Consider the following 23,872-nt stretch of genomic DNA (forward strand, 5'->3'; position numbering starts at 1 on the left):
ATCCCCCACCCAACCCAACGCCGGAGCGCGCCCAGTATTCCTGAGCGGCGCTCAGCCGAGCTGCTCGGGGCGGGCAGGCAACCAACGCGCCTCAGCCTTTAGCAACTATTCGTGAGCTTCCCTCGACAGGGTAATGACACTCACCGAGTTCTTTCCTGCACGCTTTGCGCTGTACATCGCCCGATCGGCTGCTTCAATCGTTTCTCGCGAAGTCAGCGCGCAGCCAACATCAACCGGCGGGACAAGCACAACACCGACGCTCGCGGAAAGCGGACAGGTCTCGGAAACACCCTCAAAGTGTTGCTCAACCGCGGCCCGCACCCGCTCTGCGAGGGCGACTGCTTCGCCGTCTTCTACGTTTTCACAGATGACCAAAAACTCGTCCCCACCAAGCCTGCACACGATATCCGTGGAGCGGACCGCCTCACGGATGCGCCTGCCGACCTCAACAAGCACCGTATCTCCGATGAAGTGGCCGAGGGTGTCATTCACATGTTTGAAACCGTCAAGGTCAATGAACAGAATCGCGATACCGCCGGCCCCACGCTGTTGGGCCTTGAAGAGTGACTCAAGCTCACGCTCCGCCGTGTATCGGTTTGCGAGCCCGGTGAGCGCATCGTGATTCGCGCGATGCTCAATGCGGGCCTGAAGAGTGAGTCGCTCAAGCGTCTGAGCGGCCTGACTCGCGAGGGCCTCAAGCAGCGAAACAAATCCGTCAAGGGCGCGCTCGCGGTCAAAGGCGCACCGGATGACGCCAATCGGAACACCGTCTCGAATGAGCGGAATCGCGCAGATCGTCTCGGTGCGCAACCCGTCAGGAGCCGCAGCCCGCTCAGGATAGCGCGCCTCAATCTCTGCGCGGTTGGCGAGGATGATGCTGGCACCGGTTCGTACAGCATCGACCTCCGTTCTTGCCTCGTCTAAGTGGATGTCGCGGGTAAGGCCATCCTGCGTGGCCCGCCGCAGCACATCGGGGGCATCCCCGCTGCCGGGAACGACCACATACACTTCGAGGCTGGCCGCGTCGGTCAGCATCGTGCCGGCTTCCTCGAGGGCGGCGGCAACATCCCGAACAGAACTTGCGTTTGCGAAGCCGGTCGAGGCGTGCTCAAGCACCCGATAACGATTAGCCAAAATTTCGGCGGCCTGGCGCTCGCGGCGGATCTCCTGCTCGGTGCGGAGCCGCTCGATGGCCGACACAAGAGCGTAATGCAATCGCGGTTCGTCACCAGAACGGTCAATGCGTGCGTTGACGATCAGGGTGAGCGGCCGGTCATCCGTTCTATTGAGCGACAGCAGCGCCCCGCGCACATGTCCCGATGACAAGAGCTCAGGGAGGAACGTGGTCTCGTAGTAAATGCCAGATCCCGCTGCCATCAGATCGAGCACATTTGCACCGATCACGGTTGCAGAGGTCAGCCCAAGCGCCCGGAGGAATGGGGCGTTGACCTCGATGACCATACCGTCAAGATCAGTCGAGACGAGCCCAACGGGGGCTTCGTCGAACAGCCGCTCGCGCTCCCCCGTCAGGTTGCCTTGCTCTACGCGACCGAGGCTATGCATGACACAAGCTCATCTGGGCTCGACACGTGAGCATAGTGGCCGTTGAACTCAAGAACTTTCAGCTCGCTACCCGCGAGGTGATCCCGCAAGTATTCGCCAACCGGAAGCGGGGCGATGAAGTCGTTTGGTGATTGCACGATCAACGTCGGAGTTGTGACGAGCGGGAGATATCGTCGCATATCTGACAAGAACGTGACCCGCGCAAACTGCTTCGCAACATCAACATTGGTGCCGGCAAAATGGGAATGCAGTTCGTCGGCAAGCTCCGGTCGATCCGGTGTTCCCATGAGGGCTGGCGCCATGGACTCGGCCCAGCCAAGGTAGTTAGAATCAATCGCATCAAGCAGCTGATCGACGTCTTCGCGGCTGAATCCCCCTGCATACTCCGTCGGGTCATCAACGTAGCGAGGCGAGGCACCAACCAGTACAAGCTGGGCGAACGCGTCTGGCCGCTCGATAGCCGCGAGGGCACCGATCATGCCGCTCACCGAATGACCAACAAACGTGATGCCGCTCAGCCCAAGGGAATCGATCACCTCGACAACATCGGTCGCGTACCCGTGAAGGGAATCGTAGCGCGAACGGTCATATGCGCTGAGGTCAGACCGGCCAGACCCGACGTAGTCAAAAAGCACAACGCAGTGGGTCTCAAGAAACGGCTGGATAACGCGGTGCCACATGGTCTGTCCGCATCCGTAGCCGTGCCCAAACATGAGCACCGGCTTCTCTCGATCTCCGAGCACCTGGACGGCGTTGCGTTGAATAATGCGATCAGCAGTGTGCGTCATGAGTTCCCCCGGTGGTTCATGATTCGAAGTCTAGCCGAGTCGGCTGAACCAACAGAGCATGAATTATTGGAGGGTGCTGTGAGGATTGGTGCCGTTGCTAGAGAGCAAACTCGTGGGTCTCTGAACGTTCTCCTACGTTAATCGTGACCGAGTAGGTGCCCGGCTGCGTCGCAACAAAGAGGTAGTCAGTACGCACATCGGCTTCGTCAACGAGCACCCGGCCGTTCAACGAATATCCCACTGTGCAGGCCTGGTTGCCGCTGTTGCGCGCAAGGAACCGGCCAGCTTCGTTCGACTCGTGAGTGGCCTCAAGCGTAACCTTGCACGTGCCAGTGCCACTCGGAACCTCAATAACATCATTCCGCTGGGCGGTTGTTGCGCCGGCGACAACGGTTCCCCCGACAACCACAACCACGGTTGCCGCGACCGCTCCGAACATGAGCGGCGCGGCAGCAACTGTCTTCGAAAACGTAAAGAGCGCTGCTGCCGCGCTGCCCCCGCCAAGCTTGGTAAAGGATGGCAACACCACAGCGCCTGCGACTCCGGCAAGGACCCCGCCAACATGCTTGGAGTTGAACCGCTCCACGAGCATCTCCAGGTTTTCGTCGGCGGCCCTGCAGTTGACGCACCCGGCTAAGTGCTGGACAAGCACCGCCTCGCGTTTGGCCGACAACTTATGCACAGCGCGCTTCGCTAGGTCTTTACAACGCCCGGCACAGGCACCAAATGTGGCGACCCTGGCAACCTGCTCGAGATACTCAAGCCGGAGGCCATCCTTCGCTCGGTGCATAAGCACCCGGACGGCTCCCTCGTTGAGGTCAAAAAACTCTGCGATCTCTTTGCCGGAGCGCCCCTCGACAAGACCAAGATACAGAATTTGCCGATAGCGTTCTGGAAGGTTGCGAAACGCGGAGACAACTTCGCTATCACCGGCTTCAAAGAGCGCGGAGCTGTCGGGGGTCGTCTCTTCCTGCACCTCAGAGAAGTCGTCAACGGTGATGTAGTTCGACGAATCCTGATAATAATCGATGGCGATATTACGCAGCGCTTGCCTCAGGTATCCCCTGAAGTGCTCGGTCGGTCCTTTGCCTCGGCGGATTGCCTCCAGCACTTTTGTGAATGCCTCGCTGGCAAATTCTTCAGCGTGCAGCCTGTTCCGCGCAACGTTACCCGCGGAGTTGAGCACGTCGGTGTAATGCCGTTCAAACAGCGCAGTGGCTGCTGACTCGTCACCAAGCCGGTACGCAATAACAAGCTCGGTATCGCTCCGAGCTTCCATCGGTCCGGTCGGTTCTGATTCAGAGTTTTTCACTCGATGTATCCGTTTTCTTCAAACTTTCAATGGTGGGCGAACATTCGGAGCAGGTCTCGGTCATCGGTCACATCAGGCAGACACGGATGCTGGGGTGAGCGGCACATTCGCCTCTCACCCCAGCACGCGCAGTGTTCGCCTAGTGCTTCGACTCGTGTCGACGGTTTCGGCGGATGACAAACAGCCCGCCAAGCCCAAGCAGCACGATCGAGATCGGCAGGATTGGGCTCAGGCCCGAACCGGTCACGGCGAGACCACCAATCAGTGCGGGGATACTTCCCTGCGGCTCAATCGTGATCGTGACCTTGACGATGACGACCTGGCCAAGGCCATCCGCAACCGAAACGTCAAAGGTGACAGTGCCGCTGAACCCGTTTGCGGGGAGGAACGCAAGCGTTCCGTCTCCGGTAACCGTCAGGGTACCGCTCGATGGTGCCGTAAAGCTCGCTTCTGTGAGTGGTTGGAGGTCTACCCCAGTGACCACACCAAAGATATCAAGCGCGATCCGCTCGGTTCCGAACGGTGCCGTCACGGTGATGTCGGTTGCTGTTGGCTTCGCCTGAACGGTCACGGTGAACGTGGCCTCGACGGTTTGGCCAACGTCGTCGGTGTACAGCACCGAGAACGTGTAGGTTCCTGGAGCCGCTCCCGCAGCATCAAAGCTCACGCCCGATTCGGTCACGGTTACGGTGCCCTGGGCTGGACCGTCACCAACAAGTTCTTGCGAAACAATCGTGCCGGTTGTCACCACTGTCTGCGGGAACGTATACGTTGAATCTTCAGCAATCGTTGCCGATTGGTCGGTATCGGTTGGTTTTGCCTGGACCGTTTCGGTGTACAGCACGTCGACCGTCTGCCCAACGTTGTCGGTGTACTGCACCGTGAACGAGTAGGTTCCAGGCGCGGCTCCCGTTGCGTCATACGAAACGCCAGAAGCATCAACCGTTGCCGTACCCTGAGCTGGCACGTCCCCGATCAGCGATTGGGAAACAATGGTTCCCGTTGTCACGACGGTTTGCGGGAAGCGATAGGAGCCACCCTCAGCTACCGTGACCGATTGGTTCGGCGATGTTGGCTTTGCCTGAACCGTCACGGTGAACGTGGCCTCCGTCGTCTGCCCAACGTTGTCGGTGTAGCGCACTGAGAACGAGTAGGTTCCCGCTGGCGCACCGTCAGCCTCGTAGGTCACGCCGGTGGATGTCACCGTTGCGATACCCTCCGCCGGGCCAGAGCCCACGATTGCCTGCGACACGATGGAGCCCGTCGTCACAACGTCCTGAGGGAACGTAACGAGTCCGTCTACTCCAAGCGTTGCCGACTGGTTAGATGTGGTTGGCTTCGCCTGCACCGTAACGCTGTAGGTCACTTCCGCGGTCTGCCCAACGTTATCCTCAAATGTTGCGGTGAAGGTATACGGCGTTGTGGACGCAGCGACTCCCGAACCGTCGAAGGTTATCTCCGACTTCGACACGTCGGCCGAGACCGAGCCTGCCGAGGGATCAGTGAGCGAGATGCCCTCCAACTCGCCATCGGTCGTGACAACAGGGTTGAACGTGTGCGAAGCACCCTCCGCGATGATGATCGATGTTGTATCAGTGACTGTAAGCGGGGCGAGCACCTGCACCGAATACTCGGCAGTGGCCGTCTGGCCAACCGAATCGGTGTACGTGACCGAGAAGGTATACGTCACGTTTGCCGGCGCACCGGTCGCATCAAAGGTCACGTCTTCTCCAGCAACCGTTACGGTTCCCGCTGAGGGCGCCACCGTTACCACTCCGTCGCCAACAATATTGGCAAGCGGAGTAACAACCGAAGTGTGTTCGTAGGTGGCGTCTTTTGCGATTACCGCGGTTGATCCTGTTGCGGTTGGCACGGGGAGCACCGTGACCGTGTAGGTCTTGACGAGCTGCTGACCCAGGTCGTCGGTGTACGTCACGCCAAACGAATAACTGCCTGCGGCCGATGAGGCGAACACGATGGCCCCGTCAACAACGGTTGCTGTAGCCGGCGAAGCTGGCGGTGTCGTCACTGCGATCGGGGATACCGCTGCAAGCGCGGCAGGGTTCAAGATCTGCGGATCAACCGTCACCGAGCCGCCAACCGGCAAATTGCCGAGGGCTGTGGCTGCGGCAGACACAGGTGCTCGCTGCACCGTGACCGTTGCAACCGTCGACGAGGTGTTGGCATCGGCATCGCGGATTGTATACGTCACAGGAACGCTGTACGTTGTCTCTCCATCGGCCCACGCGTGGGTTGGGGTAACCGTCAGCGTAGTCCCGGTGTAGGCAACGGTCGCGTCAGTTCCAGCAGGAACCGAAGGCGCAGCCCCAAACACAATGGCGTTACCGGTGTCGTTTGCCAGCACGTCAACCGAAGTCGCCGTGTCAGCAATCGTGGCAGTATCCGCAACCGCAACAGGGAGCGCATTGACCGTCACCGATACCAGGGCGGTTGCCGACTCACCTTGGGCGTTTGTCCACGAGTAGGAGAACGTATCGAGATACGTCGCCTGTCCCGCGAATTCGTCGGGCCAGGCGGCCGCTGGGGTGTACTGAATGGCCGACTGATCTGCCGGGCCGGCTACGAGTGCAACCGTTCCGCCGTTGGTCGGCTGCGACGCGATAGCAACAGTGTTCCGTTCAAACACACTGCCAGCTGTGGTCGGGAATTTCAGCGTGTCGTTGTCCGTGACATCGACAGTAACCGAGCCGTTTGCGGGGGCCGACGCAACGTCGTTCACCAGCACCGGCGCGTCGACGGCTTCCTGATACAGCACATCTACGCTCCGGATCTCTTCCGGCTGCAGGTCAATGATTGTTGGAAGCTTGTGCTCCCACCCGGCACTTGCCGAGCCTTTTAACCGGAGCGAGTAGAGGTCGGCTCCCATGATCGGGAAGGTAAAGGAGCCGTCGGCGGCGATGCTGGTCGTTGCGACCACATCCGTACCGCGCAGCAGCTCAAGGATGTTGCTGCCTGCCGGCCACGTCGAATCCGCAGCCGAAACGGTGTTAGAGAAGTCGAGGTCACGATAGACATTTCCGGTGATCTGAGCCGCGGATGATTTGAGCGGCCGCGAGGCGCCGGCTGACGTCACGATGTCGGTACCGGTCTCGGCAATCAGGCTCATGGCGACGTTGTTATTGACGTTACCGTTCAGCGCAAGCGCCGGAACTTCCACCTTGATTGTTGCGGTGCCAGAGGCCTCCGCGCTCAACCCGTTTGCGGGGGTAAACCGCAGCGCCGTAATACCGTCGGGAATTGATCCTGCTGGCATCACTGTCCAGGTCAGCGTGTGCCCGTCCTCGCCGCCAGGCGTGTTAATCGCGGCGAGCGCGGATGCCGCGTCTTGAGTGGAGTACTCAATCTTCACGGTGCCCTGTTCGTTGGTGTACATGGCGGAGGAGACACCGGTCACTTTGAGCGGCGCACCACCAAGGCCACTCGTTCCTCGTCCGTCGTTGTCGAAGGGGAGCACATCAACAAACGCCGCTGAGCTGAACTGGGTTGACGAAGCGTTGCTCCAGGCCAACGTGTATGTCATTGTCTCGCCGGGCGCAACAAGCCCCGGTTGCGCGGTTGTTGCGAGCTTCGTTGATTTGAACGACGACGAACCTGAGATGGTCAGAGCAGTCGTGTATGTGCGGTCCTGCGCCTGCGATGTGGCATCAGCACCCGCCGTTCCACTGAAGTCTGCAACGCTCGGGTCAGACGCGGATTCAACAACCACGGTTACGTTTGCAATTGTTGGGATGGTTGTCCCCATCGCAACGCTTACCGGAAATTGAATCGCCGTGAGCGGCGTGCTGTGACCTTGGTATCCCGTTGTGCTGAGCGGTCCACCAGGAACCACCACGTCTCCGAGGGTGAACACGATTTTTGCGGGAGTACCGGTCATACAGTTTGCGCCGGGGATACCAGGGGTAAGCGTCGCATACGGTGGCAAGGCATCGGCCGTTGGTTCTAGACACGCGTTTGGCATGCTGACCGTTATCTTGGTGTTTCGCGACATGGTGTCAACGTCGCCAACGGGACCGATAACAATCGGGGTTATCTTGAGATTCACCATGTCCCCACGCGACGCGTTTCCTGGTGGGTATGATTGTCCCTCTACTTGCTGCCACTCGATATCCGCACGGATAAGCGATTCCGCAGCCTGTACGTTACCGCCGTCTGGTCTGGCAGCATCGGTTGCGGGATACGCCGACTTTTGCACCGCTTTATCGTCGGACCCGTATTGCCAAAACCATGGGAGTCGAGCGCTCTTCGCAAGGCCAGCACTCGAAAGTGTTCGCTGGAGCGGAGTCACCAGGCCGACAAGCTTGCCAGGGGCAAGCGGAGCGAGATACTTGATCCGCACGCTTGAAACCGATGCGATTCCGCCGGGAAGCGCTGAGGGGTCTGCCACCCACGAGATACCTGGGTCGGTGAACGATACCCTTGCTTTTCGGTCAGCATCGTTCGCAAAGGCAAAGTCCGTGTACTCGATGGTGTAGTCCGTCGTCGGAACAACTGCGGCAGCTGTGACCTGCGAATACGTGTAGAACTCGCCGGATGTGGCAAGCCGAAGCGAGGGTACACCCGAAAGACTCAGCAGCGCTGGGTCCCACGTCGCGCTTGCATAGACATTCTGCGAGTCAGATTCCGAGCTTGCGCTGTTTGCGACGCCGGTGAGCGCATTAAACTTCTGGCCTGGCACAACCTGCTCGGTACCGTTTGTGGTGCCTCGGTAGTCGCCGTAGATGTTGCCGTTGCGGGTCTCGTTGGTCGTACCAACGGTACTCGAGACGATGCTCGCCCCTGCCTCACGGGTGAAGTAGCGTCCGTAGCAGTTCAGGCTTGTGACGCCACTCACCTCGGGGCAGACAGCCCCGGCTTCTTGCCCAGGTGCAGTACTGGCCCCAAAGTTGGATGCGCCAGAAAGCGAGTTCGGATCGAAGTTCGTCATTTGGCCGCCAAGCAAGACCGTTTCGCCTACAGCAATGTTTCCGTCGTACGGAATAAAAATATTGAACCGGTACGCGTTCAGGAGCCTTGCATCGGCGCCCATCCCCGTCGCAACGGGAGCACCAACAATAGGATTGAGAAAGTTTGTCCCGGCAGACCGCACCGATACCTGAACCGGTTGACCGGGGCTCGCCTGGGTGTAAGTGACAATTCCGGACCCGTTGGCTACCTGAACCGAACTCACAATTGCGTTTGACGGCACCTTGATAGTGAACGTAAACGGATCCTCAAGTGCCTCATACCCAAAATAGGACGGGTTGCTCGGATCGTAGCTCGCACCGATGGCTGCGTAGATCGGAAGGGACACTCCCTTTTGGCCGTTAACGGTCACGTTTCCCGTGTATGGGCTGTTGTAGAGGCTGAATTGGGTCTTTGGTGTTGCCGAAACGACAACGCCCTGAGCCGCGACAGAGGCTGGCCCCCCATCAGCAGAAACGGACGGCTTAATTTCAACACCGTTCCCAACCGACCCAACGCGAGCAGAGATCGGCAGTGTCGTCTGGCCTCCGCTATACGAAACGTTGCAGGTGAGGACGTTTCCAGCGGCATTTATACTTCCGCCGCCTGGCGCGTTACAAACCGTGCCGGCAGCAGACTGGGCGGTGAGCTGCATCCCAGCTGGCAGTGTGACGACAAACTGTGACGTATCAGCAGCGGCAGCGTTAACGACGATGTCCCAGACCACCGTGTCTTGTGCCCGGACTATTCCGTTCTTCGCGCCGGTGTCGTTACCGGCACCCTCAGCGGCGTCGAATGGAGCACTTCCATCAGAGGTGACGCTCCACGTCATACTCGTGACGCTCCCGGCGCTCGCTGAGGATGCCCCTCCGAGCACCATGCCCCCAAGCATGATGATCGAGGCAGCAGACAGGGCAACGGCCCGCAGCGTCTTTGGCTTCCGGCGGCGTTCGGCGGACTCCTGTCCGCCTCGCTGTACCGGTAAAAATAATCCCATGAGTTTACTCATGAACGTTGTGCCTCCTAGTAGCTTGTCGCAACGTCATCCCCTAGTTTGGTGCGACGAAAGTCCAAACAGCTCCCGCAGTTTTGGTGGGGTCAACTTGGATGACCTGCGGAAACGTAAAAACGTTACGGACTTTCTGTTTTCCGTTGAAAAGAATTTGTTCGCCAAGCAGATATGCCGTGCGCGAGGCTTCAGAAAAGGACAGCGCAGCTCGCTTCACTTTCAACTCGAACAGTTGGTACAGGCTAAGTTGCAAAACAGAGATTGCCTATACCGTTCCTACGAGTTCACCTGCTTGGGGTGAGAGATGAGGCTGCCTGACCCGCGTAACGTACAGCCCGAGCTCACTGCATCGAGGAGTTACATGCCAGCCCTGCCCCAAGGGGAATCCAGCGTAATACGTTCAGTATGTGACCAAAACACTGAGGCTGAGTCGACTCCACTCATCATTGAGTGCCGGTTCTGTCTGAGTAGGTAGCCCACCGGCGAGGGTGAGTCCGCCGTTAGCAGGACGCAGCTCAGAAGAGAGAAACGATTGAGGGGTTAGCTCGGGAGTGGCCGATCATCAACAACCTGCTTCATAACCATCGTTGAGGTCAGCCGCTGCATTCCAGGTAGCGATGACAGCGTCTCATCCTGCAGCCTGGCGTATGCGGCAAGATCAGTGGTCACAATACGAAGCAGGTAGTCGGGGTCGCCAAACAGGCGTTGCGCCAGCCGCACGTTTGGGATGCGCGCAACGGCCTCCTCGAAGGCCAAAAGCGTCGCCCTGTCTTCTTCGCCCATCGTGACAAACACGAGCGCCTCAAAATTCAGCCCAAGGGCCTCGGGGTTCACAACCGCGCGATAACTCTGAATTGCACCGTTCCGTTCGAGTTCGCGGAGCCGCCGGTGGGTCGGAGAAACGCTCAGTTGCACACGCTCGGCAAGCTCAGTGATCGTTAACCGCCCGTCAAGTTGCAGCTCAGCAAGAATCTTGCGATCAACGTCATCCATGTGGAAGATTCTTCCACACTTATCACTAAATCGTAGAACTATTAGCAACCTCTTTGGGCTGATGCTCCCTAGACTTTCCACTGCATCCGCCGCCAGTCGAAAGAGTGAGTATGAACACAACGATGTTGCTGACCTTTTGGGGGATGACCGTGCTCATGGTTGCGGTTCCCGGCCCGGACTGGGCCTACGCCCTCAGCGCGGGGCTTCGCGATCGGCGAGTATTTCCGGCGGTTGGCGGGCTCATGCTTGGCTACGTCATCCTCACCACGATTGTCGCCGCTGGCCTCGCCGCGATCGTTTCAGGCACCCCGGCCATCCTGACCGGCATCACCCTTGTTGGCGCGTGCTACCTCATGTATATCGGCATCAGCGGTCTCGTAAAGCCAAGCGATTTTTCCGGCCACGGCGAGGAGCGGCCTGCGGATGCCGCCTGGTGGCGCAGAACCGCAAAAGGCGTTGGAGTAAGCGGACTTAACCCCAAAGGCATCCTGATCTTTCTCGCGCTGCTTCCCCAGTTCACCGACCCGCGCGCGGACTGGCCATTCCCCGCGCAGATTGGGATGCTTGGACTGGTCTTTATCGCGACCTGCGGGATTCTCTATACCGTCATTGGGCTCGGCGCGCGCAGAGTCGTCACAGCTCGGCCGAGCGCTTCTCGCATCATCGCACGTGTTTCGAGCATCGCGATGCTGTCGATCGGCGCATTTCTACTCGCGGAACGCTTCGGCCCGCTGCTGCTTCCGAGCTAGTCCGGGGTGTGCATCTGTTCGCCTGAAAGTCCGTCATTTTTGGCTAAATTACCGGACTATGAGGCGAACAGATCAACCTGTCGTTCGGCTAGAAGCCAAACGGGATACCAACCAGTAGCCAGATGGTGAACATAATGACCCAGGCAACGATCGCGATGGCCGTGTACGGCAGCATCATCGACACGATCGTGCCAACCCCGATGTTCTTGCGATAGCGTTCACCGAACGCGACAATAACAGCGAAGTACGGCATGAGCGGTGTGATCACGTTCATCGGCGAATCGCCAAGACGGTAGGCGGCAAGAACAGCATCCGGTTCAACACCAAGACGAAGGAACAGCGGCACAAAGATGGGTGCAAAGATGGCCCATTTTGGCAACGCACCAACCATCACGATGTCGAGCAGCAGGATGACCACAACAAAGCCGAGCAGCAGTGGAATAGCACCGAGACCGGATTCTTCCAGCCAGTCACCAAGCTCAACCGCGGCAACCGTCGCGAGGTTTGAGTAGTTGAAGTAGGCGATGAACTGGGCGATCACGAGCAACAGGAAGATCAGGCCGGCGAGCCCTGAGATCGTCTTGACGATGGGGTTGATGACATCCATCGAGTTCTTCACAGTGCCGGTTCCGATGCCGTAGCAAATGCCCGCTACGAGGAAAACAATCATGATGATCATGATGAGCGAGTCAAGCAGGTAGCCCCAGAGCGGAGCTCCCGGCCAGGCGCTCAAAGCGGCGATGCCAACGGCTACCGCGAGCGTTCCAAAGCCGGCAAACTTGAGGCCGCGCTTTTCTGCCACGCTGAGCGTCGAGTCGCCCTCAGGCTTTGGGCCGTCATACTTGCCGAGCCGAGGCTCAACGATGCGGTCACTCACGAAGGTAAAGACCACGGTCAGGAGCACAACTGAGGCAAGCTCAAACCAGAAGTTGCTCATGACCCCGATCGAAACGCTCGGATCGATCAGGGCGATGGCCTCGTTGGTCACCTCAACGAGCATCCCGTCAAGCGGCGTCACGAGGACGTTGACGGCAAAACCGGCGGAGACACCGGCAAAGGCCGCCGCAAGGCCGGCGAGCGGATGCCGCCCAACCGAGTGATAGATCGCGGCGCCAAGCGGGATGAGCACGAGGTATCCGGCGTCAGTGGCGATAGAGGAAAGCAGCCCGAGGAACACGACGGTCACCGTGATCAGACTCGGGTGGGTGATGAGTACCAGTTTCCGGATCATGGCACCGATAAGGCCAGATTCTTCGGCCATTCCAACGCCGATCATGGCGACAATGACCACACCGACGACGGCAAAATTCGAGAAGTTTTGCACGGGTGAGGTAAAGACAAACTGCAGCCCCTCAGCGTCGAGCAGGCTGCGCACATGCACAGTGACTTCCTCGACCTGTCCGAGGAGCGGGTTTGCCTGCTCAAAGCTGACCGAGGTTCCGAGCGCCGCAAAGATCGCGCTCAGGATCATAATGATGCCGATAAGCACCAAAAAGATAATCGACGGGTGCGGGACCTTATTGCCAGCCCGCTCAACCCAGTTGAGAAGGCTCTGCATTGCGCCGGCCGACTGCTGTGGTTCGACGGATGCGCCCTTGGTGCGTGCCATGACATTCTCCTCTGCGAGAGTCCCGATCGCCACCCCGGTGAGCAGCACCCCAACGGGCTCGTTCTCAGAATACTGCCAGGCTAACCGTCAGACGCAAAAAAAGCTTCGTGTCGTGACGATTTTCTACCCTGCGTTCATAAACGGACCATCTTCGCGCACCGGATGCCGCCAAAAGACGCCCAAAATGGCTCACGTGGTCGCCGAGTAATCTCGCCGGCTACTCTGCTAAGAGCTCCCGAACTCGGGGCACAACCTGCGTGCCATACAACTCGATACTGGTCATGAGCTGTTCGTGCGGCATGGTTCCGTTGCTGTATTTGAGGTCGAACCGGTTGACACCAAGCGCACGAACGGCGGCCGCGATCTTGGTGGCTACCGACTCCGGTGAACCGGCAAACAACGCGCCTGACGGGCCGGTCTCCTCAACGAATCGGTCATAGGTCATAGGAGCCCAGCCGCGCTCGCGGCCGATGCGCGCTTGCATGGCCGAGTAGTGAGGCCACAGTTCTTCGAGCGCTTGCTCGTCGGTTTCGGCGATATGTCCTGGCGAGTGCATCCCAATGGGTTGAACCGGCTGCCCATATTTCTCAAGCGCCCGGTGATAGAGGTCAACAAACGGAGCAAAGCGCTCAGGGGCTCCTCCGATAATCGCGAGCATCAGCGGCAGCCCATACTTTGCGGTGCGGATAACGGACTCCGGGCTTCCCCCGACCCCGACCCAGGCACGCAGGCTACCGTGCTCAACTCGCGGGAACACGCTCTGCGCGGTGAGCGATGACCGCGTCGCACCGCTCCAGGTCACGGGCTCTTGTTTGAGCAGTTCGGCAAAGAGTTCAAGCTTCTCTTCAAACAGTTGCTCATAATCACGAAGGTCGAGGCCAAAGAGCGGGAATGATTCGGTGAAGGAGCCGCGTCCGAGGATCACCTCTGCCCTCCCCTGCGACACTCCATCAAGCGTCGCGAAGCGCTGATACACGCGGACGGGATCATCCGAACTCAGCACGGTAACTGCAGAACCAAGACGGATACGTTCGGTGCGCCCAGCGATGGCCGCAAGCACCACCTCAGGGGCTGAAACGGCAAAGTCCTCACGGTGGTGCTCGCCAACACCAATGAAATCAAGCCCAACCTTGTCGGCAAGAACCCCCTGTTCAACAAGATTGCGAAGCACCTGGCCATGGGTGAGCGGTGCACCGTCGGCATCCACCGTCACATCGCCAAAGGTATCAAGACCAAATTCAACCGTGCTCATGGGCGTTTTGCCTTTCGTAGTTCGCTTCGCATCAGACGCTACCTGGTTCAACCGACGCGTGACCGGGCGCATTCCCGCCAGGTGTGTGGCAAGAACAAGCCGCGAGATACGGCGCGATTATCGAGCTCGCGAGGAACGTCGTCACTAGCTGGTCGGCGCAGTAACGTTTGCCCCGTCCGTAGGATCTTGACCAAGAGATACGCGCTGAGCGCTGATTGCTGCGGCGAGTTTTTCGGCGCCAAAACTTCGGACCCAGACGGAGCCTCCCTCACCAGCCAAATCGAGCCGCACGATGCGAGTGAGCAAACCTGGCTCAAGCGTTATCCCTGTAATCTCTCGGTACGAGAACATAAAAGCAGGTGTCCCACTGTTGACCATACGATTGAGTCGGTTCTGTTCAATACATACGAACTCTGGGCGGAGAATAATTCGTCCCCCAACCCAGTTGCGCATGCTTTGAGAGCTTGCGTGCGTGAGATGCGTCACGTATCCGAGTTCCGGCCGTGGGGCAAAGAAGTTTATGGTCTTTTTCATGAGCACTGTTCCCACATCTGACTCGCGCATTGCGATTCCCTTTCTGATCAGCTCTCTCGGTACCCACCGGTCGCCCTGCACCCGCCGAGCCTAGGCTGAACCCCACCAGGGCGGGGTCCGGAGGGCGACAACCATGCCGTCAGGGCCGTCATAGGCGACAACGATGTCTCCCGTCGGATGCCGTGCAGCGAGACCGTCTCGGGAGCTGATCACATCGCTCCATCCGTCTGCTGCCAGGGTGTCTGCCACCGCTTCCCAGTCAGTGTGTTCCTCTGGCGGCGCGATCGTGTGCTGCAACACAATGAAGTACTGATCGGCACCACCTCCGCTGCCACCGGCGTAACTGTTCTCCCAGCGGCGGCGGTCAATATCAAGAACAGCATCCGGAGAAAGAGACCCGCCGAGGAGAGAGACAACGCCGTCGAACACGGCACGAGCGTCGTCAGGGCGTGTAGCCGCACCCGCATCCTCAGAGCCACGTTCACGCACTGGCTCTCGGAATTCGCCAGCCGCGTCTGCTTGTTCTTCCTCAAGGTCGAGATAGTTATACGGCAGATAACGGTCCCACGATCTCTCTGACCACTCATTGGCCAGTTCGGCTGGCGCAACCGCACCAAATACTGGGTACGCGTCCGCCGCGTATCTGTCGGATTTCAGAGCACCTGTACTGGCATCAAGCCGATCACGAAGCTCATCGCCGTCACCCCACCACTGCGGCGAATGAAACTCGAGCTGGGCGCCTGTCTCATACTCGTTGAGTTCAATCGCTTGGCCATTCGGATTCTCCCACCGAGTTCCGTATGTTGATCGCTCGTAGCCAAGGCTCTTGAGGTCCTGAGTGAACGCGTCCTTATCGATGGCGATTGCGTCGGCTGACGTGGCAAACAGTTCGAGTTGGTAACGCTCAACAGAGCCGCTCCAGTCTGCGCTGTCGATAACCATGTCAACATCTACCCAGTCGCCTGTGTCTGCAAACCCCCGAATAGTACTGAATTCGTGCTGCATCTCTTCGTATCGCTTTTCCACAAGCACAAGTTGCTCGCCAATCGGCATCGTACGAATTTCGCGAAGCGTCGTTCCCTCGCTATCGGGGATGGTTGAGGTCGCCCCCGCTGCTACCATGGGCGCGCAGACGAGAAGAAGCGCAGGCACCCCGGCTGCTAGCGAAACCCGCAGTGGATTCATGGGCTTGCTACCCCTGGGGCGCGAAACAATACTCAGCACCAGCAGCGCCGTCCCAGTCGCAAGCGCGACCAAAAGACTCACCCCGGCAAACGCCATTTCGACCGTCTCCATGATCGGCTGCCCTGAAAAAACGCTCAGTCCAGACGGGGTGGGGGCCGCGTCTGTTGAACCCTCAAAGCTGAGCGTTGCAATGACGATGAAGACCCAGTGCGTTGGCAGGATCCACGCCATCGGCGTCGGCAGGGTGACGTGCTTGCGGCGACGAAGGATGAACCTTGGCAGGCTCTCTATGAGCCCGATAGCCGGCACGATAAGTGGGGAAAGCAGAAGAAACATAAGCGTTTCCCAGCCGCTTGCAAATAGCAGCCGGTGAAACGCGACGTAGGCGGCAAGAATCCAACTCGTCAATGGCCAGGCCTGCCACAGCCAGGACTGAAAGCCATCCACAGGTTGGGGGTGATGATGAACGTTCTCCGGTGTCGTTGGGGGTTCAGACATTGCAAAAGGTTACACCTGGCTCGCTGAGGCGGCCAAAGGCGGGCAGGATCGATGGGCCGCCGACGATATCCGTATGCGTTGGACGCGTGACCGGGCGCATTCCCGTATGCCATGCTTATGCCATGCAGTCAGTCCCAGAAGCCAAATTTGAGTCCCTAGTTGCAGACCAGATGGACCTGCTCCCCGACGATCTTGCCGAGGTGCTCGCAAATGTGAGCGTCACCGTCGAGGACCGCCCTGCCGATGGCAGCCTCCGCGTCCTCGCCGTCTACAGCGGTGTTCCCCTCACCGAACGAGGCCAGTTTGGCCCTGAGGCCATGCCTGACAACATTGTGCTCTACCGAGAGTCAATGCTTGCGCATGCGCACAACGAAGACGAGCTCAAACGCGAAATCTGGAACACCCTTATCCGCGAGATTGGGATGCACCTCGGCATGGATGAGGACCAGCTTGAGCGCCTCTCGGCGAAGCACGCCCGCTAGCGAGCTAGCCGCGGTCGCTTCGTCCAGACGAGAGCCCAAGCCTGACCAGCTCAGCTGTTGATGCCGACGGGACGAATGCGCGGATAAGCCCAATACTGATGCGCGGAAGATCGGCCTCGTCGCGATAGAGCAAATACATGGGCTCGTACCGTGGCGCAAATTTGGCCTTAAACGTGTGCAGCGATTGAAACCCGTAGAACGGTTCGAGCATGCCACTCATGGCGTCAAGCAGGCCCTCAAATTTTCCAACGTTACCTGTGCCGCTGTGGGCAAGCGGCGAACCTGACAGGGAGGCAAACTCGGCGCCTTCGTCTTTGAACGTGAGGGCTGAGGAGATCAGCAGGAACTCCATAACCGGTTTGAATCCGCCTTCACGCCGACGCATGAGGTCAAGGGTCCAACCTCTGACAACCCCACCCCGACCATACACGGGAAGCCATGATGTGACACCGTGCAGGCTACCGTCTTCATCAATGGCGATCCCCACGCGAACGTTGGGGTCGAGGGCTTCGTCAACTCCACCAAGCGTAAAGCCCATTTCCGGCAGCGCTTTATCGCCGACCCATCCCTCTGAGATTGCCCTCACCTGGGCGAGGACGGCCCAGCTTTCCTCGTTGAGGTTCGACATCCGGAACGAGATGCCCTCGCGTTCGGCCCTGTTCAGGCTCGACCGAATGGGCTGCCACGATTTACCCTTCATCTCGAGTTCGGGAAGGTCGATGATGGTGTCCTCGGCAACCTGGATACAGCTCCAGTCTGTTGGAGCCGCATCCACGGTCGCTTTGCCAACGGAGAACAGAGCTGGCGTGAGGCCGGCCCGATCAGTAAACCGAATGTACTCGGCAACCGCAGTGCCCATCCCCCCGTCAGGGACGATCGGGTCGCCGAGCGCAAGGGCAACCCCTGAGTGTTCCTGGTAGGCGATAAATCCTTGCCCGTCGTTTGTCGCCAAGTATTGATTTGATTTCCAGGTGGCCATCCAAGAAAGCGTGCCACCACCCTGCGCCGTAATGAGGTCGGTGATCGATGCGGCGTCGAGCTCGGCTCCGCCGGTATGCTGCCGGCTCCTTCGGCGCGAGCGAACCTGGAACGAGCGCCGAGACCACAGGAGAAAGACAAAAAGGAAGACCCACAACAACGAGCCAGCAAACGAAATGGTGTATTCGTCGCCCAGATCCCCAAGTACGGCAACGCCGATCACAAGCACAACAAGTTCGAGGAGATTCAGGATACCGAGGACAATTGTGACCCACCATGCCCAGCGTCGTCCGCGCCGAATTCCGCGCGCGATGACAACAATCACCAGAAGGTCAAGAACAACTCCGACCCAGCCCTCCACGCCTGGTTCTGATCGCCCGAGCGGGCCGTCAAGCACAAACAGGGCAGACAACAGCTGAATAGCGCCAAGGGCTACAAGGCCGGTAAACGCGATCAGACGCTGTTCCCGGATGCCGATATGGGTACGCTGCCGACCTCGTTGGGTCACGGCATACAGCACCGAAACCGCAGCAACCGCAACGAAGTGTTCGAGGTCGGCAAGCGAGCCAACATACATCAGCTGGAGGCCAACAACGGCCCAAACCAGCAAGATCAGGCGGAGCCTCCACGGAGGCCGAGCGACAAGGAACAGGCCGGTAATTAGTGCAAAGACTCCCCCGGATGGCCCAACATCGAGCTGTGTTGAAAGCCGAACTGCCCAGTCCCATCCCGTCGGCGCGAGTACCCACAAGGCAAACGCACTCACCAAGACTGCAACCACTTGGCCAGCGCCAAAGAGCGCCGCCGTTTTCGCCCAGCCGTAGCGCGCTTCGAAAAGACTGCCCGCGATTGCGGCACCAACAACAAGGAGCACATACTCCCACGGGGTCATCGCAAGGAACGTACCGGTGGCAATCGTCCACCATCGCCCTTCCTCGAAGGCCGGCAGCCCGTAAAAAAACGGTTCGAGCGTCGCGATTCGGGCGGCAGGGCGCCACAGCGCATCCGTGAGAGTACCAATCGTCAGGAACACCACAACGAAGCTGAGTGTGAAAGGGGTGCGGCGGATGAGCACAGCTATCGAATGTGCAGCCCGCCCGGCCCATAACACGAGGAACACGAGGAACACGAGGAGCGCGGCCCATGCAATCTGTCGAAAGGTCTCAGCCACATGCTGATCGCCGGTTTGTGTCACGACAAAAAGCACAGCGCTCCAGAGGACGGAGCCACCGATGCTCGCAAACACAAAGTGTTTGAGGCGCATGCCCAAGGCCCCGGCAAGCGGCGAGCAAGCCGCAGACAAGACGGCAACAAAATGGCTGACAACAACCACCGGGATGCCAAAGGATGCGGTGAACGTTCTGGCCAATTCGATCGTCACGATCCGCTCGGGAAATCTCACCTCAAGCGAACGAAGAAGCCGCGTCCCCCAGCGGCGGCCGATCCAGTATCCAACGAATTCGCCCCCGACGGCCCCGGCCACGGCAACGGTCAGCAGCACAAGGGGAGGCACATCCTGAACGGTAAGCAGGGCGTGCATGAGGATAGTTTCGCCTGGAAGTGGGAGCCCGACTCCCTCGAACCCAGCAATCACGAATAGGACGAGGAGTACTACGGCGGCCGGAAGAGTGCTCAACATGGTCTCCGGGTGGCTCCTGTCTGGCGGTGACGCCGTTGATAGCATCCTGTCGAATACGGGCGTCCCGCGTCAACAGCCCCCTCCAAATCAAAGCCGGAAAAATGCCGAACGAGAGGAGTCCCGGAGCCCATTTCTCGATATCGATCGCGCGGTACAGAAACAGATGACCGAGGTTAACAACAAAACCCGAGTTTCGGTTGAAACTCGGGTTTGCCATCTCAGGGCCGACTGCGGGACTCGAACCCGCAACCTCCGCTTTACAAGAGCGATGCGCTACCAATTGCGCCAAGTCGGCATAGTGACACTAAAGTATAGCGTCATATTGAGCGCCTCGCTCACCACATCCACTGGTGTGGCGAGCGAGGCCCCAAAATTATCCTGCCGGAGTCGGCGTTGGCGTTGGAGTTGCGGTGTCGTCAGTCGACGTCTCCTTGAAGTGCTTCAGGATGAGGTCGTTGAGCGTCGAGGTCTGCGTGTCGAGGAACTCGCCATTCACGATAACGGTCGGCGTCTGGCTCACCTTGTCAAGGTCTGAGTTCGGAACGGGCTCGCTGCCGGCACGGGTGGATGACGCCGTCACAAATGACGAGAACTTGCCGTCGTTGACGCACGACTTCATCTTGTCATCGACCTTAATATTGACCGCTTCCATTTGTTCAAGCAGTTGGGCGTTGGTCAGTCCTGTTGAGTTCTCTTCAGGCTGCACCTCGGCGCTCAGCAGGCGGTTGTGGTATTCGTAGCCAAGGTCAGGCTGCGAATCAGCAACACAGGCAAATGCGTTAGCGGCGCGAGTTGAGTACTTGGTTCCGCTGGAGAAACGGTCGAGGAACGCAACTGGGCGAATCTCAAGCGTCGCTTCGCCGTTGCCAACATACGACTGGATGAGCGGGGCGTTCTGCTGCTCAAATGCACCACACGCTGGGCACATGTAGTCGGCATAGAGCACGATGTCGATGGGGTCGTTTTCACGGTCCGGCTTTGGCACGACGGGGTCTTCGTCTGGCTGAAGGGCAGGGGTGGTCTGCGCCTTGAACTCGGCGCCAACAACCAATCCGCCGCTCGCCATGTTTCGCGGGCCAGGGCCGGGAGGCTGAACAGCCTGGACGACAAGCAGCACCACAACGGCGGCAATGGCGATCAGTGCAACAGCAACACCGCCCTGGAGGAAGACGCGATTGCGCTTTTCTTTTTTGGCCTGCTTTTCGCGTGTGATGCGGGCTTGTTCCCGTGCCTCTTCGCGACGCTGGTTCTTGGTGGGGCGGCCGTCTGTGCCGTTTGCCATGAGGTTCTCTCCGTGGGTTTGAGGACGCGACCGTGAGTTGGTCGCACAGGAGGCCACGTATTCGGTGGCACAACATATTCGATTTTAGTGTCGAGTCAGGCAAATAGCTAAACGATTGCCTGTGAAACCACTCGATTTCTTGGAGGTGATGCCATAGTGTTGAAGTGGCGCGTTGTTGCGCCGCAATCACCATTCACTACGGATCGTCCGGCACGTACCTGCCGGTGAAGGAGAAATAATCATGGCATCAGTGACCTTTGATAAAGCCACCCGCCTGTACCCAAACACACCTCGCCCCGCTGTTGACGCTCTGAGCCTCGACATTCAGGATGGCGAGTTTCTTGTTTTGGTAGGCCCCTCTGGTTGTGGAAAATCGACCTCGCTGCGCATGCTTGCCGGTCTCGAAGAGGTCAACGGCGGCCGCATCCTCATTGGCGATAAAGACGTCACCGACGTTGCACCAAAAGATCGTGATATCGCCATGGTCTTCCAGAACTACGCGCTCTACCCACACATGACAGTTGCCGAGAACATGGGCTTCGCGCTCAAGATCGCCGGCGTTGGCAAAGAAGAGCGCGCAGAGCGCGTACTTGAGGCCGCAAAGCTGCTCGACCTCGAGCCGTACCTGTCACGCAAGCCAAAAGCACTCTCCGGTGGTCAGCGTCAGCGTGTTGCCATGGGCCGCGCTATCGTTCGTCAGCCCCAGGTATTCCTCATGGATGAGCCGCTGTCGAACCTCGACGCAAAGCTCCGTGTGCAGACTCGTACGCAAATCGCTTCGCTGCAGCGTCGACTCGGTGTCACGACCGTCTACGTAACGCACGACCAGACAGAGGCTCTCACCATGGGTGACCGCATCGCGGTTCTCAAGGATGGCCTGCTGCAGCAGGTCGGAACCCCGCGCCAGCTGCTCGACGCACCGGCAAACATCTTCGTTGCTGGCTTCATTGGCAGCCCTGCAATGAACCTGTTCTCAACCGACGTGTCAGAGGCCGGTGTCCACTTCGGAACCGCAATTCTGCCAACGCCCCGCGAGACCCTCGCCGCAATCACCGGCAAGCAGGTTACCGTTGGTGTTCGCCCAGAAGACATCACGATCTCGAACGTCGAGGGCAAGGGGCTTAAGGTTCACGTCGACCTCGTTGAAGAGCTTGGAGCCGACGGATACCTGTACGGCCACTCAGAGGTCGAGGGCGTTCGCACCGATATCGTTGCGCGTGTCGACGGCCGCGACCACCCCAACGCCGGCGAGACGGTTTACGTCCACCCGGTCGAGAGCCACATCCACCTCTTCAACATCGACTCTGGCGAGCGTGTTGGTGAGGCTGCCGCTCACTAAGCGACACACCAGTTGAAACCGAAGGGGGTGCGGATTTTTCCACACCCCCTTCGGCGTTGTTGTCAGTTGCTAGCGCCCCTCAGCTTGCTAGCCGAATAAATCAGGAACACATCTTATGAGCGGCTCACTCAACATCACGGCGGCACGGGTCGACCCGGCTATCCTCGACCTTCCCTGGCGACTCCCGCTCGACGAATGGCCAGACGACGTCATCGCCGCGCTACCGAAGGGCATCTCGCGTCACCTCGTGCGCTTCGCCCACATGAGCGGCCACATCATGGCGATCAAAGAGACAACCGACGACATGGCGAGGGGTGAGTACGAGATGCTCATGGCGCTCCAGCGTCTCGAGATCCCCTGTGTTGAACCGGTTGCATACATCACCAACCGCCAGAGCCGTGACGGCGTACCGCTCAAATCTGTGCTCATCACGAAGCATCTCACGTTCTCCCTCCCCTACCGCGCACTCTTTTCCGGGCGGATGCGCAAAAAAACGGCGAGCCGCCTGGTCGATTCCCTCGCACTCCTTCTTGTCCGGCTGCACAATATTGGTTTTTTCTGGGGCGACGTATCGCTCTCAAACACGCTATTCCGCCGCGACGCTGGCGCCTTTGCTGCGTATCTTGTCGATGCCGAGACGGGCAAACTTGTTCACCGCGCGCTCTCGAGCGGGCAGCGCGATCACGACCTCGAAATCGCCCGCATTAACATCGCCGGCGAGCTGCTCGATCTGCAGGCGAGTGGCCGCCTTGATGAGAGCATCGATCCGGTGAAGATCGCGAACCGGCTTCAGGAGTCATACGACTCGCTGTGGGCCGAACTGACCAAGAGCGAAAGCTTCGCGGCAGACGAGACCTGGCGCATCCGTGAGCGAGTCCGTCGCTTGAATAAGCTGGGATTCGACATTGAAGAGATGTCGATTACCACCGATTCAACGGGCACAACGGTGCATATCCAGCCAAAGGTTGTTGATTCAGGACACCACCAGCGCCGCCTTATCCGACTCACCGGCCTCGACGCGCAAGAAAACCAGGCGCGGCGTTTGCTCAATGACCTCGACGAGTATGTTGCCCGCCATAAAGACTCAGGGTTGCCAGAAGACATGCTTGCCCACCAGTGGCTCACCGACGTCTTTGAGCCGGTCATCATGGCGATCCCTCGCGATATGAAACGCAAACTACAGCCCGCCGAAATCTTCCACCAGTTGCTCGAACACCGCTGGTTTGAGAGTCAACGACTGCAGCGCGATATTCCGCTCACCGAGGCAGTCGAGTCGTACATTACGGATGTGCTCGCACACCGCCCAGACGAGGCCCGCCTCTACAACCCGCCGACGGGCACCTACACGGCACCGATTAGCATCATCCCACCTGAGGAAGTTGCGGCCGCTACTGGCGTCTTTGTTGACCCCCTCACGCCTGCCATAGGAGAAGACCCCGACGGCGAGCCAGATCCTGGCTACGACCCTGACGATGAGATCGACTGGCGCGATTTGGTTTAGCACTCAGAGAGTCGGTCCACCAACCCCTTGGGCGACAGCGTTTCCTGTGAATTTCAACGCCCATATTTTCATCACATAATTATTTCGCTAAACTTTTCCTACGAGAAGATTCTCTCGAAGCGCGCAGCACAAATATGGGGATAGGGGATGCTGCGAACGCTCGTTTTTCTGTCCCGGCTTGGTATTTTTCAAACTAT

At 59.0% G+C, this 23,872-nt stretch carries 15 protein-coding genes and 1 tRNA gene; 4 read left to right on the forward strand and 12 right to left on the reverse strand.

Annotated elements, in window-relative coordinates:
* Positions 1–105: 105 nt before the first annotated feature.
* The 5 genes from FHX76_RS08225 to FHX76_RS08245 all read right to left on the reverse strand — a co-directional run bounded on the left by FHX76_RS08225 (position 106) and on the right by FHX76_RS08245 (position 10,627).
* Positions 106–1,563, reverse strand: coding sequence for a diguanylate cyclase (locus FHX76_RS08225; RefSeq protein WP_167149691.1), 1,458 nt, complete (start codon positions 1,561–1,563; stop codon positions 106–108).
* Entirely contained in the window at positions 1,542–2,351 is an 810-nt protein-coding gene (locus FHX76_RS08230; protein ID WP_167149693.1) for an alpha/beta fold hydrolase, read from the reverse strand. The genes FHX76_RS08225 and FHX76_RS08230 overlap by 22 nt, the downstream gene beginning before the upstream one ends.
* 97 nt (positions 2,352–2,448) lie before the next feature.
* Positions 2,449–3,663, reverse strand: coding sequence for a sigma-70 family RNA polymerase sigma factor (locus FHX76_RS08235; protein ID WP_167149695.1), 1,215 nt, complete (start codon positions 3,661–3,663; stop codon positions 2,449–2,451).
* 139 nt (positions 3,664–3,802) lie between these two features.
* Positions 3,803–9,634 (reverse strand): beta strand repeat-containing protein, encoded by a 5,832-nt coding sequence (locus FHX76_RS08240; protein ID WP_167149697.1) that lies wholly within the window; start codon positions 9,632–9,634, stop codon positions 3,803–3,805.
* A gap of 540 nt (positions 9,635–10,174) precedes the next feature.
* Positions 10,175–10,627, reverse strand: coding sequence for an Lrp/AsnC family transcriptional regulator (locus FHX76_RS08245; RefSeq protein WP_167149699.1), 453 nt, complete (start codon positions 10,625–10,627; stop codon positions 10,175–10,177).
* Positions 10,628–10,737: 110 nt separating this feature from the next.
* Between FHX76_RS08245 and FHX76_RS08250 the strand changes: the two genes are divergently transcribed.
* Positions 10,738–11,376, forward strand: coding sequence for a LysE family translocator (locus FHX76_RS08250; RefSeq protein WP_167149701.1), 639 nt, complete (start codon positions 10,738–10,740; stop codon positions 11,374–11,376).
* An 88-nt stretch (positions 11,377–11,464) separates the two neighbouring features.
* Here the strand turns inward: FHX76_RS08250 and FHX76_RS08255 are convergent, their stop codons facing one another.
* From FHX76_RS08255 to FHX76_RS08270, 4 genes are all read right to left on the reverse strand, one after another.
* On the reverse strand, positions 11,465–12,985 hold the full coding sequence (locus FHX76_RS08255; RefSeq protein WP_208402469.1) for an AbgT family transporter: 1,521 nt from the start codon (positions 12,983–12,985) through the stop codon (positions 11,465–11,467).
* A 217-nt stretch (positions 12,986–13,202) separates the two neighbouring features.
* Positions 13,203–14,237 (reverse strand): LLM class flavin-dependent oxidoreductase, encoded by a 1,035-nt coding sequence (locus FHX76_RS08260; protein ID WP_167149703.1) that lies wholly within the window; start codon positions 14,235–14,237, stop codon positions 13,203–13,205.
* 144 nt (positions 14,238–14,381) lie between these two features.
* The gene (locus FHX76_RS08265; protein WP_167149705.1) at positions 14,382–14,771 is read right to left on the reverse strand and encodes a hypothetical protein; all 390 of its coding nucleotides are present in this window, start codon (positions 14,769–14,771) and stop codon (positions 14,382–14,384) included.
* 90 nt (positions 14,772–14,861) lie between these two features.
* On the reverse strand, positions 14,862–16,454 hold the full coding sequence (locus FHX76_RS08270; protein ID WP_167149707.1) for a hypothetical protein: 1,593 nt from the start codon (positions 16,452–16,454) through the stop codon (positions 14,862–14,864).
* Positions 16,455–16,576: 122 nt separating this feature from the next.
* Between FHX76_RS08270 and FHX76_RS08275 the strand changes: the two genes are divergently transcribed.
* Complete coding sequence (locus tag FHX76_RS08275; RefSeq protein WP_167149709.1) at positions 16,577–16,936, forward strand: metallopeptidase family protein; 360 nt, start codon at positions 16,577–16,579, stop codon at positions 16,934–16,936.
* Between the two features lie 4 nt (positions 16,937–16,940).
* Here FHX76_RS08275 and FHX76_RS08280 read toward each other — a convergent pair whose 3' ends face one another.
* The 3 genes from FHX76_RS08280 to FHX76_RS08290 all read right to left on the reverse strand — a co-directional run bounded on the left by FHX76_RS08280 (position 16,941) and on the right by FHX76_RS08290 (position 20,835).
* Positions 16,941–19,553 (reverse strand): phosphatidylglycerol lysyltransferase domain-containing protein, encoded by a 2,613-nt coding sequence (locus tag FHX76_RS08280; RefSeq protein ID WP_167149711.1) that lies wholly within the window; start codon positions 19,551–19,553, stop codon positions 16,941–16,943.
* 222 nt (positions 19,554–19,775) lie between these two features.
* A tRNA-Thr gene (locus FHX76_RS08285) sits at positions 19,776–19,848 on the reverse strand.
* Between the two features lie 78 nt (positions 19,849–19,926).
* Positions 19,927–20,835 (reverse strand): DsbA family protein, encoded by a 909-nt coding sequence (locus tag FHX76_RS08290; RefSeq protein ID WP_167149713.1) that lies wholly within the window; start codon positions 20,833–20,835, stop codon positions 19,927–19,929.
* 241 nt (positions 20,836–21,076) lie between these two features.
* Here FHX76_RS08290 and FHX76_RS08295 point away from each other — a divergent pair, with 241 nt between their 5' ends.
* Together FHX76_RS08295 and FHX76_RS08300 are read left to right on the forward strand one after the other, a co-directional pair.
* Positions 21,077–22,174: an ABC transporter ATP-binding protein gene (locus FHX76_RS08295; RefSeq protein WP_167149715.1), complete on the forward strand. Its 1,098-nt coding sequence runs from the start codon at positions 21,077–21,079 to the stop codon at positions 22,172–22,174.
* A gap of 115 nt (positions 22,175–22,289) precedes the next feature.
* Positions 22,290–23,675: a DUF4032 domain-containing protein gene (locus FHX76_RS08300; RefSeq protein WP_167149717.1), complete on the forward strand. Its 1,386-nt coding sequence runs from the start codon at positions 22,290–22,292 to the stop codon at positions 23,673–23,675.
* The last annotated feature ends 197 nt before the right edge of the window (positions 23,676–23,872 follow it).

Origin of the sequence: Lysinibacter cavernae (assembly GCF_011758565.1) — a bacterium.
GTDB lineage: Bacteria > Actinomycetota > Actinomycetes > Actinomycetales > Microbacteriaceae > Lysinibacter > Lysinibacter cavernae.

What these genes read in the sequence shown, in the direction of transcription:
- FHX76_RS08275 (WP_167149709.1), top strand. Translation starts at nt 16,577, where the DNA reads ATGCAGTCAGTCCCAGAAGCCAAATTTGAGTCCCTAGTTGCAGACCAG.
- FHX76_RS08245 (WP_167149699.1), bottom strand. Translation starts at nt 10,627, where the DNA reads ATGGATGACGTTGATCGCAAGATTCTTGCTGAGCTGCAACTTGACGGG.
- FHX76_RS08300 (WP_167149717.1), top strand. Translation starts at nt 22,290, where the DNA reads ATGAGCGGCTCACTCAACATCACGGCGGCACGGGTCGACCCGGCTATC.
- FHX76_RS08295 (WP_167149715.1), top strand. Translation starts at nt 21,077, where the DNA reads ATGGCATCAGTGACCTTTGATAAAGCCACCCGCCTGTACCCAAACACA.
- FHX76_RS08225 (WP_167149691.1), bottom strand. Translation starts at nt 1,563, where the DNA reads ATGCATAGCCTCGGTCGCGTAGAGCAAGGCAACCTGACGGGGGAGCGC.
- FHX76_RS08230 (WP_167149693.1), bottom strand. Translation starts at nt 2,351, where the DNA reads ATGACGCACACTGCTGATCGCATTATTCAACGCAACGCCGTCCAGGTG.
- FHX76_RS08255 (WP_208402469.1), bottom strand. Translation starts at nt 12,985, where the DNA reads ATGGCACGCACCAAGGGCGCATCCGTCGAACCACAGCAGTCGGCCGGC.
- FHX76_RS08280 (WP_167149711.1), bottom strand. Translation starts at nt 19,553, where the DNA reads ATGTTGAGCACTCTTCCGGCCGCCGTAGTACTCCTCGTCCTATTCGTG.
- FHX76_RS08250 (WP_167149701.1), top strand. Translation starts at nt 10,738, where the DNA reads ATGAACACAACGATGTTGCTGACCTTTTGGGGGATGACCGTGCTCATG.
- FHX76_RS08270 (WP_167149707.1), bottom strand. Translation starts at nt 16,454, where the DNA reads ATGTCTGAACCCCCAACGACACCGGAGAACGTTCATCATCACCCCCAA.
- FHX76_RS08260 (WP_167149703.1), bottom strand. Translation starts at nt 14,237, where the DNA reads ATGAGCACGGTTGAATTTGGTCTTGATACCTTTGGCGATGTGACGGTG.
- FHX76_RS08240 (WP_167149697.1), bottom strand. Translation starts at nt 9,634, where the DNA reads ATGAGTAAACTCATGGGATTATTTTTACCGGTACAGCGAGGCGGACAG.
- FHX76_RS08265 (WP_167149705.1), bottom strand. Translation starts at nt 14,771, where the DNA reads ATGAAAAAGACCATAAACTTCTTTGCCCCACGGCCGGAACTCGGATAC.
- FHX76_RS08290 (WP_167149713.1), bottom strand. Translation starts at nt 20,835, where the DNA reads ATGGCAAACGGCACAGACGGCCGCCCCACCAAGAACCAGCGTCGCGAA.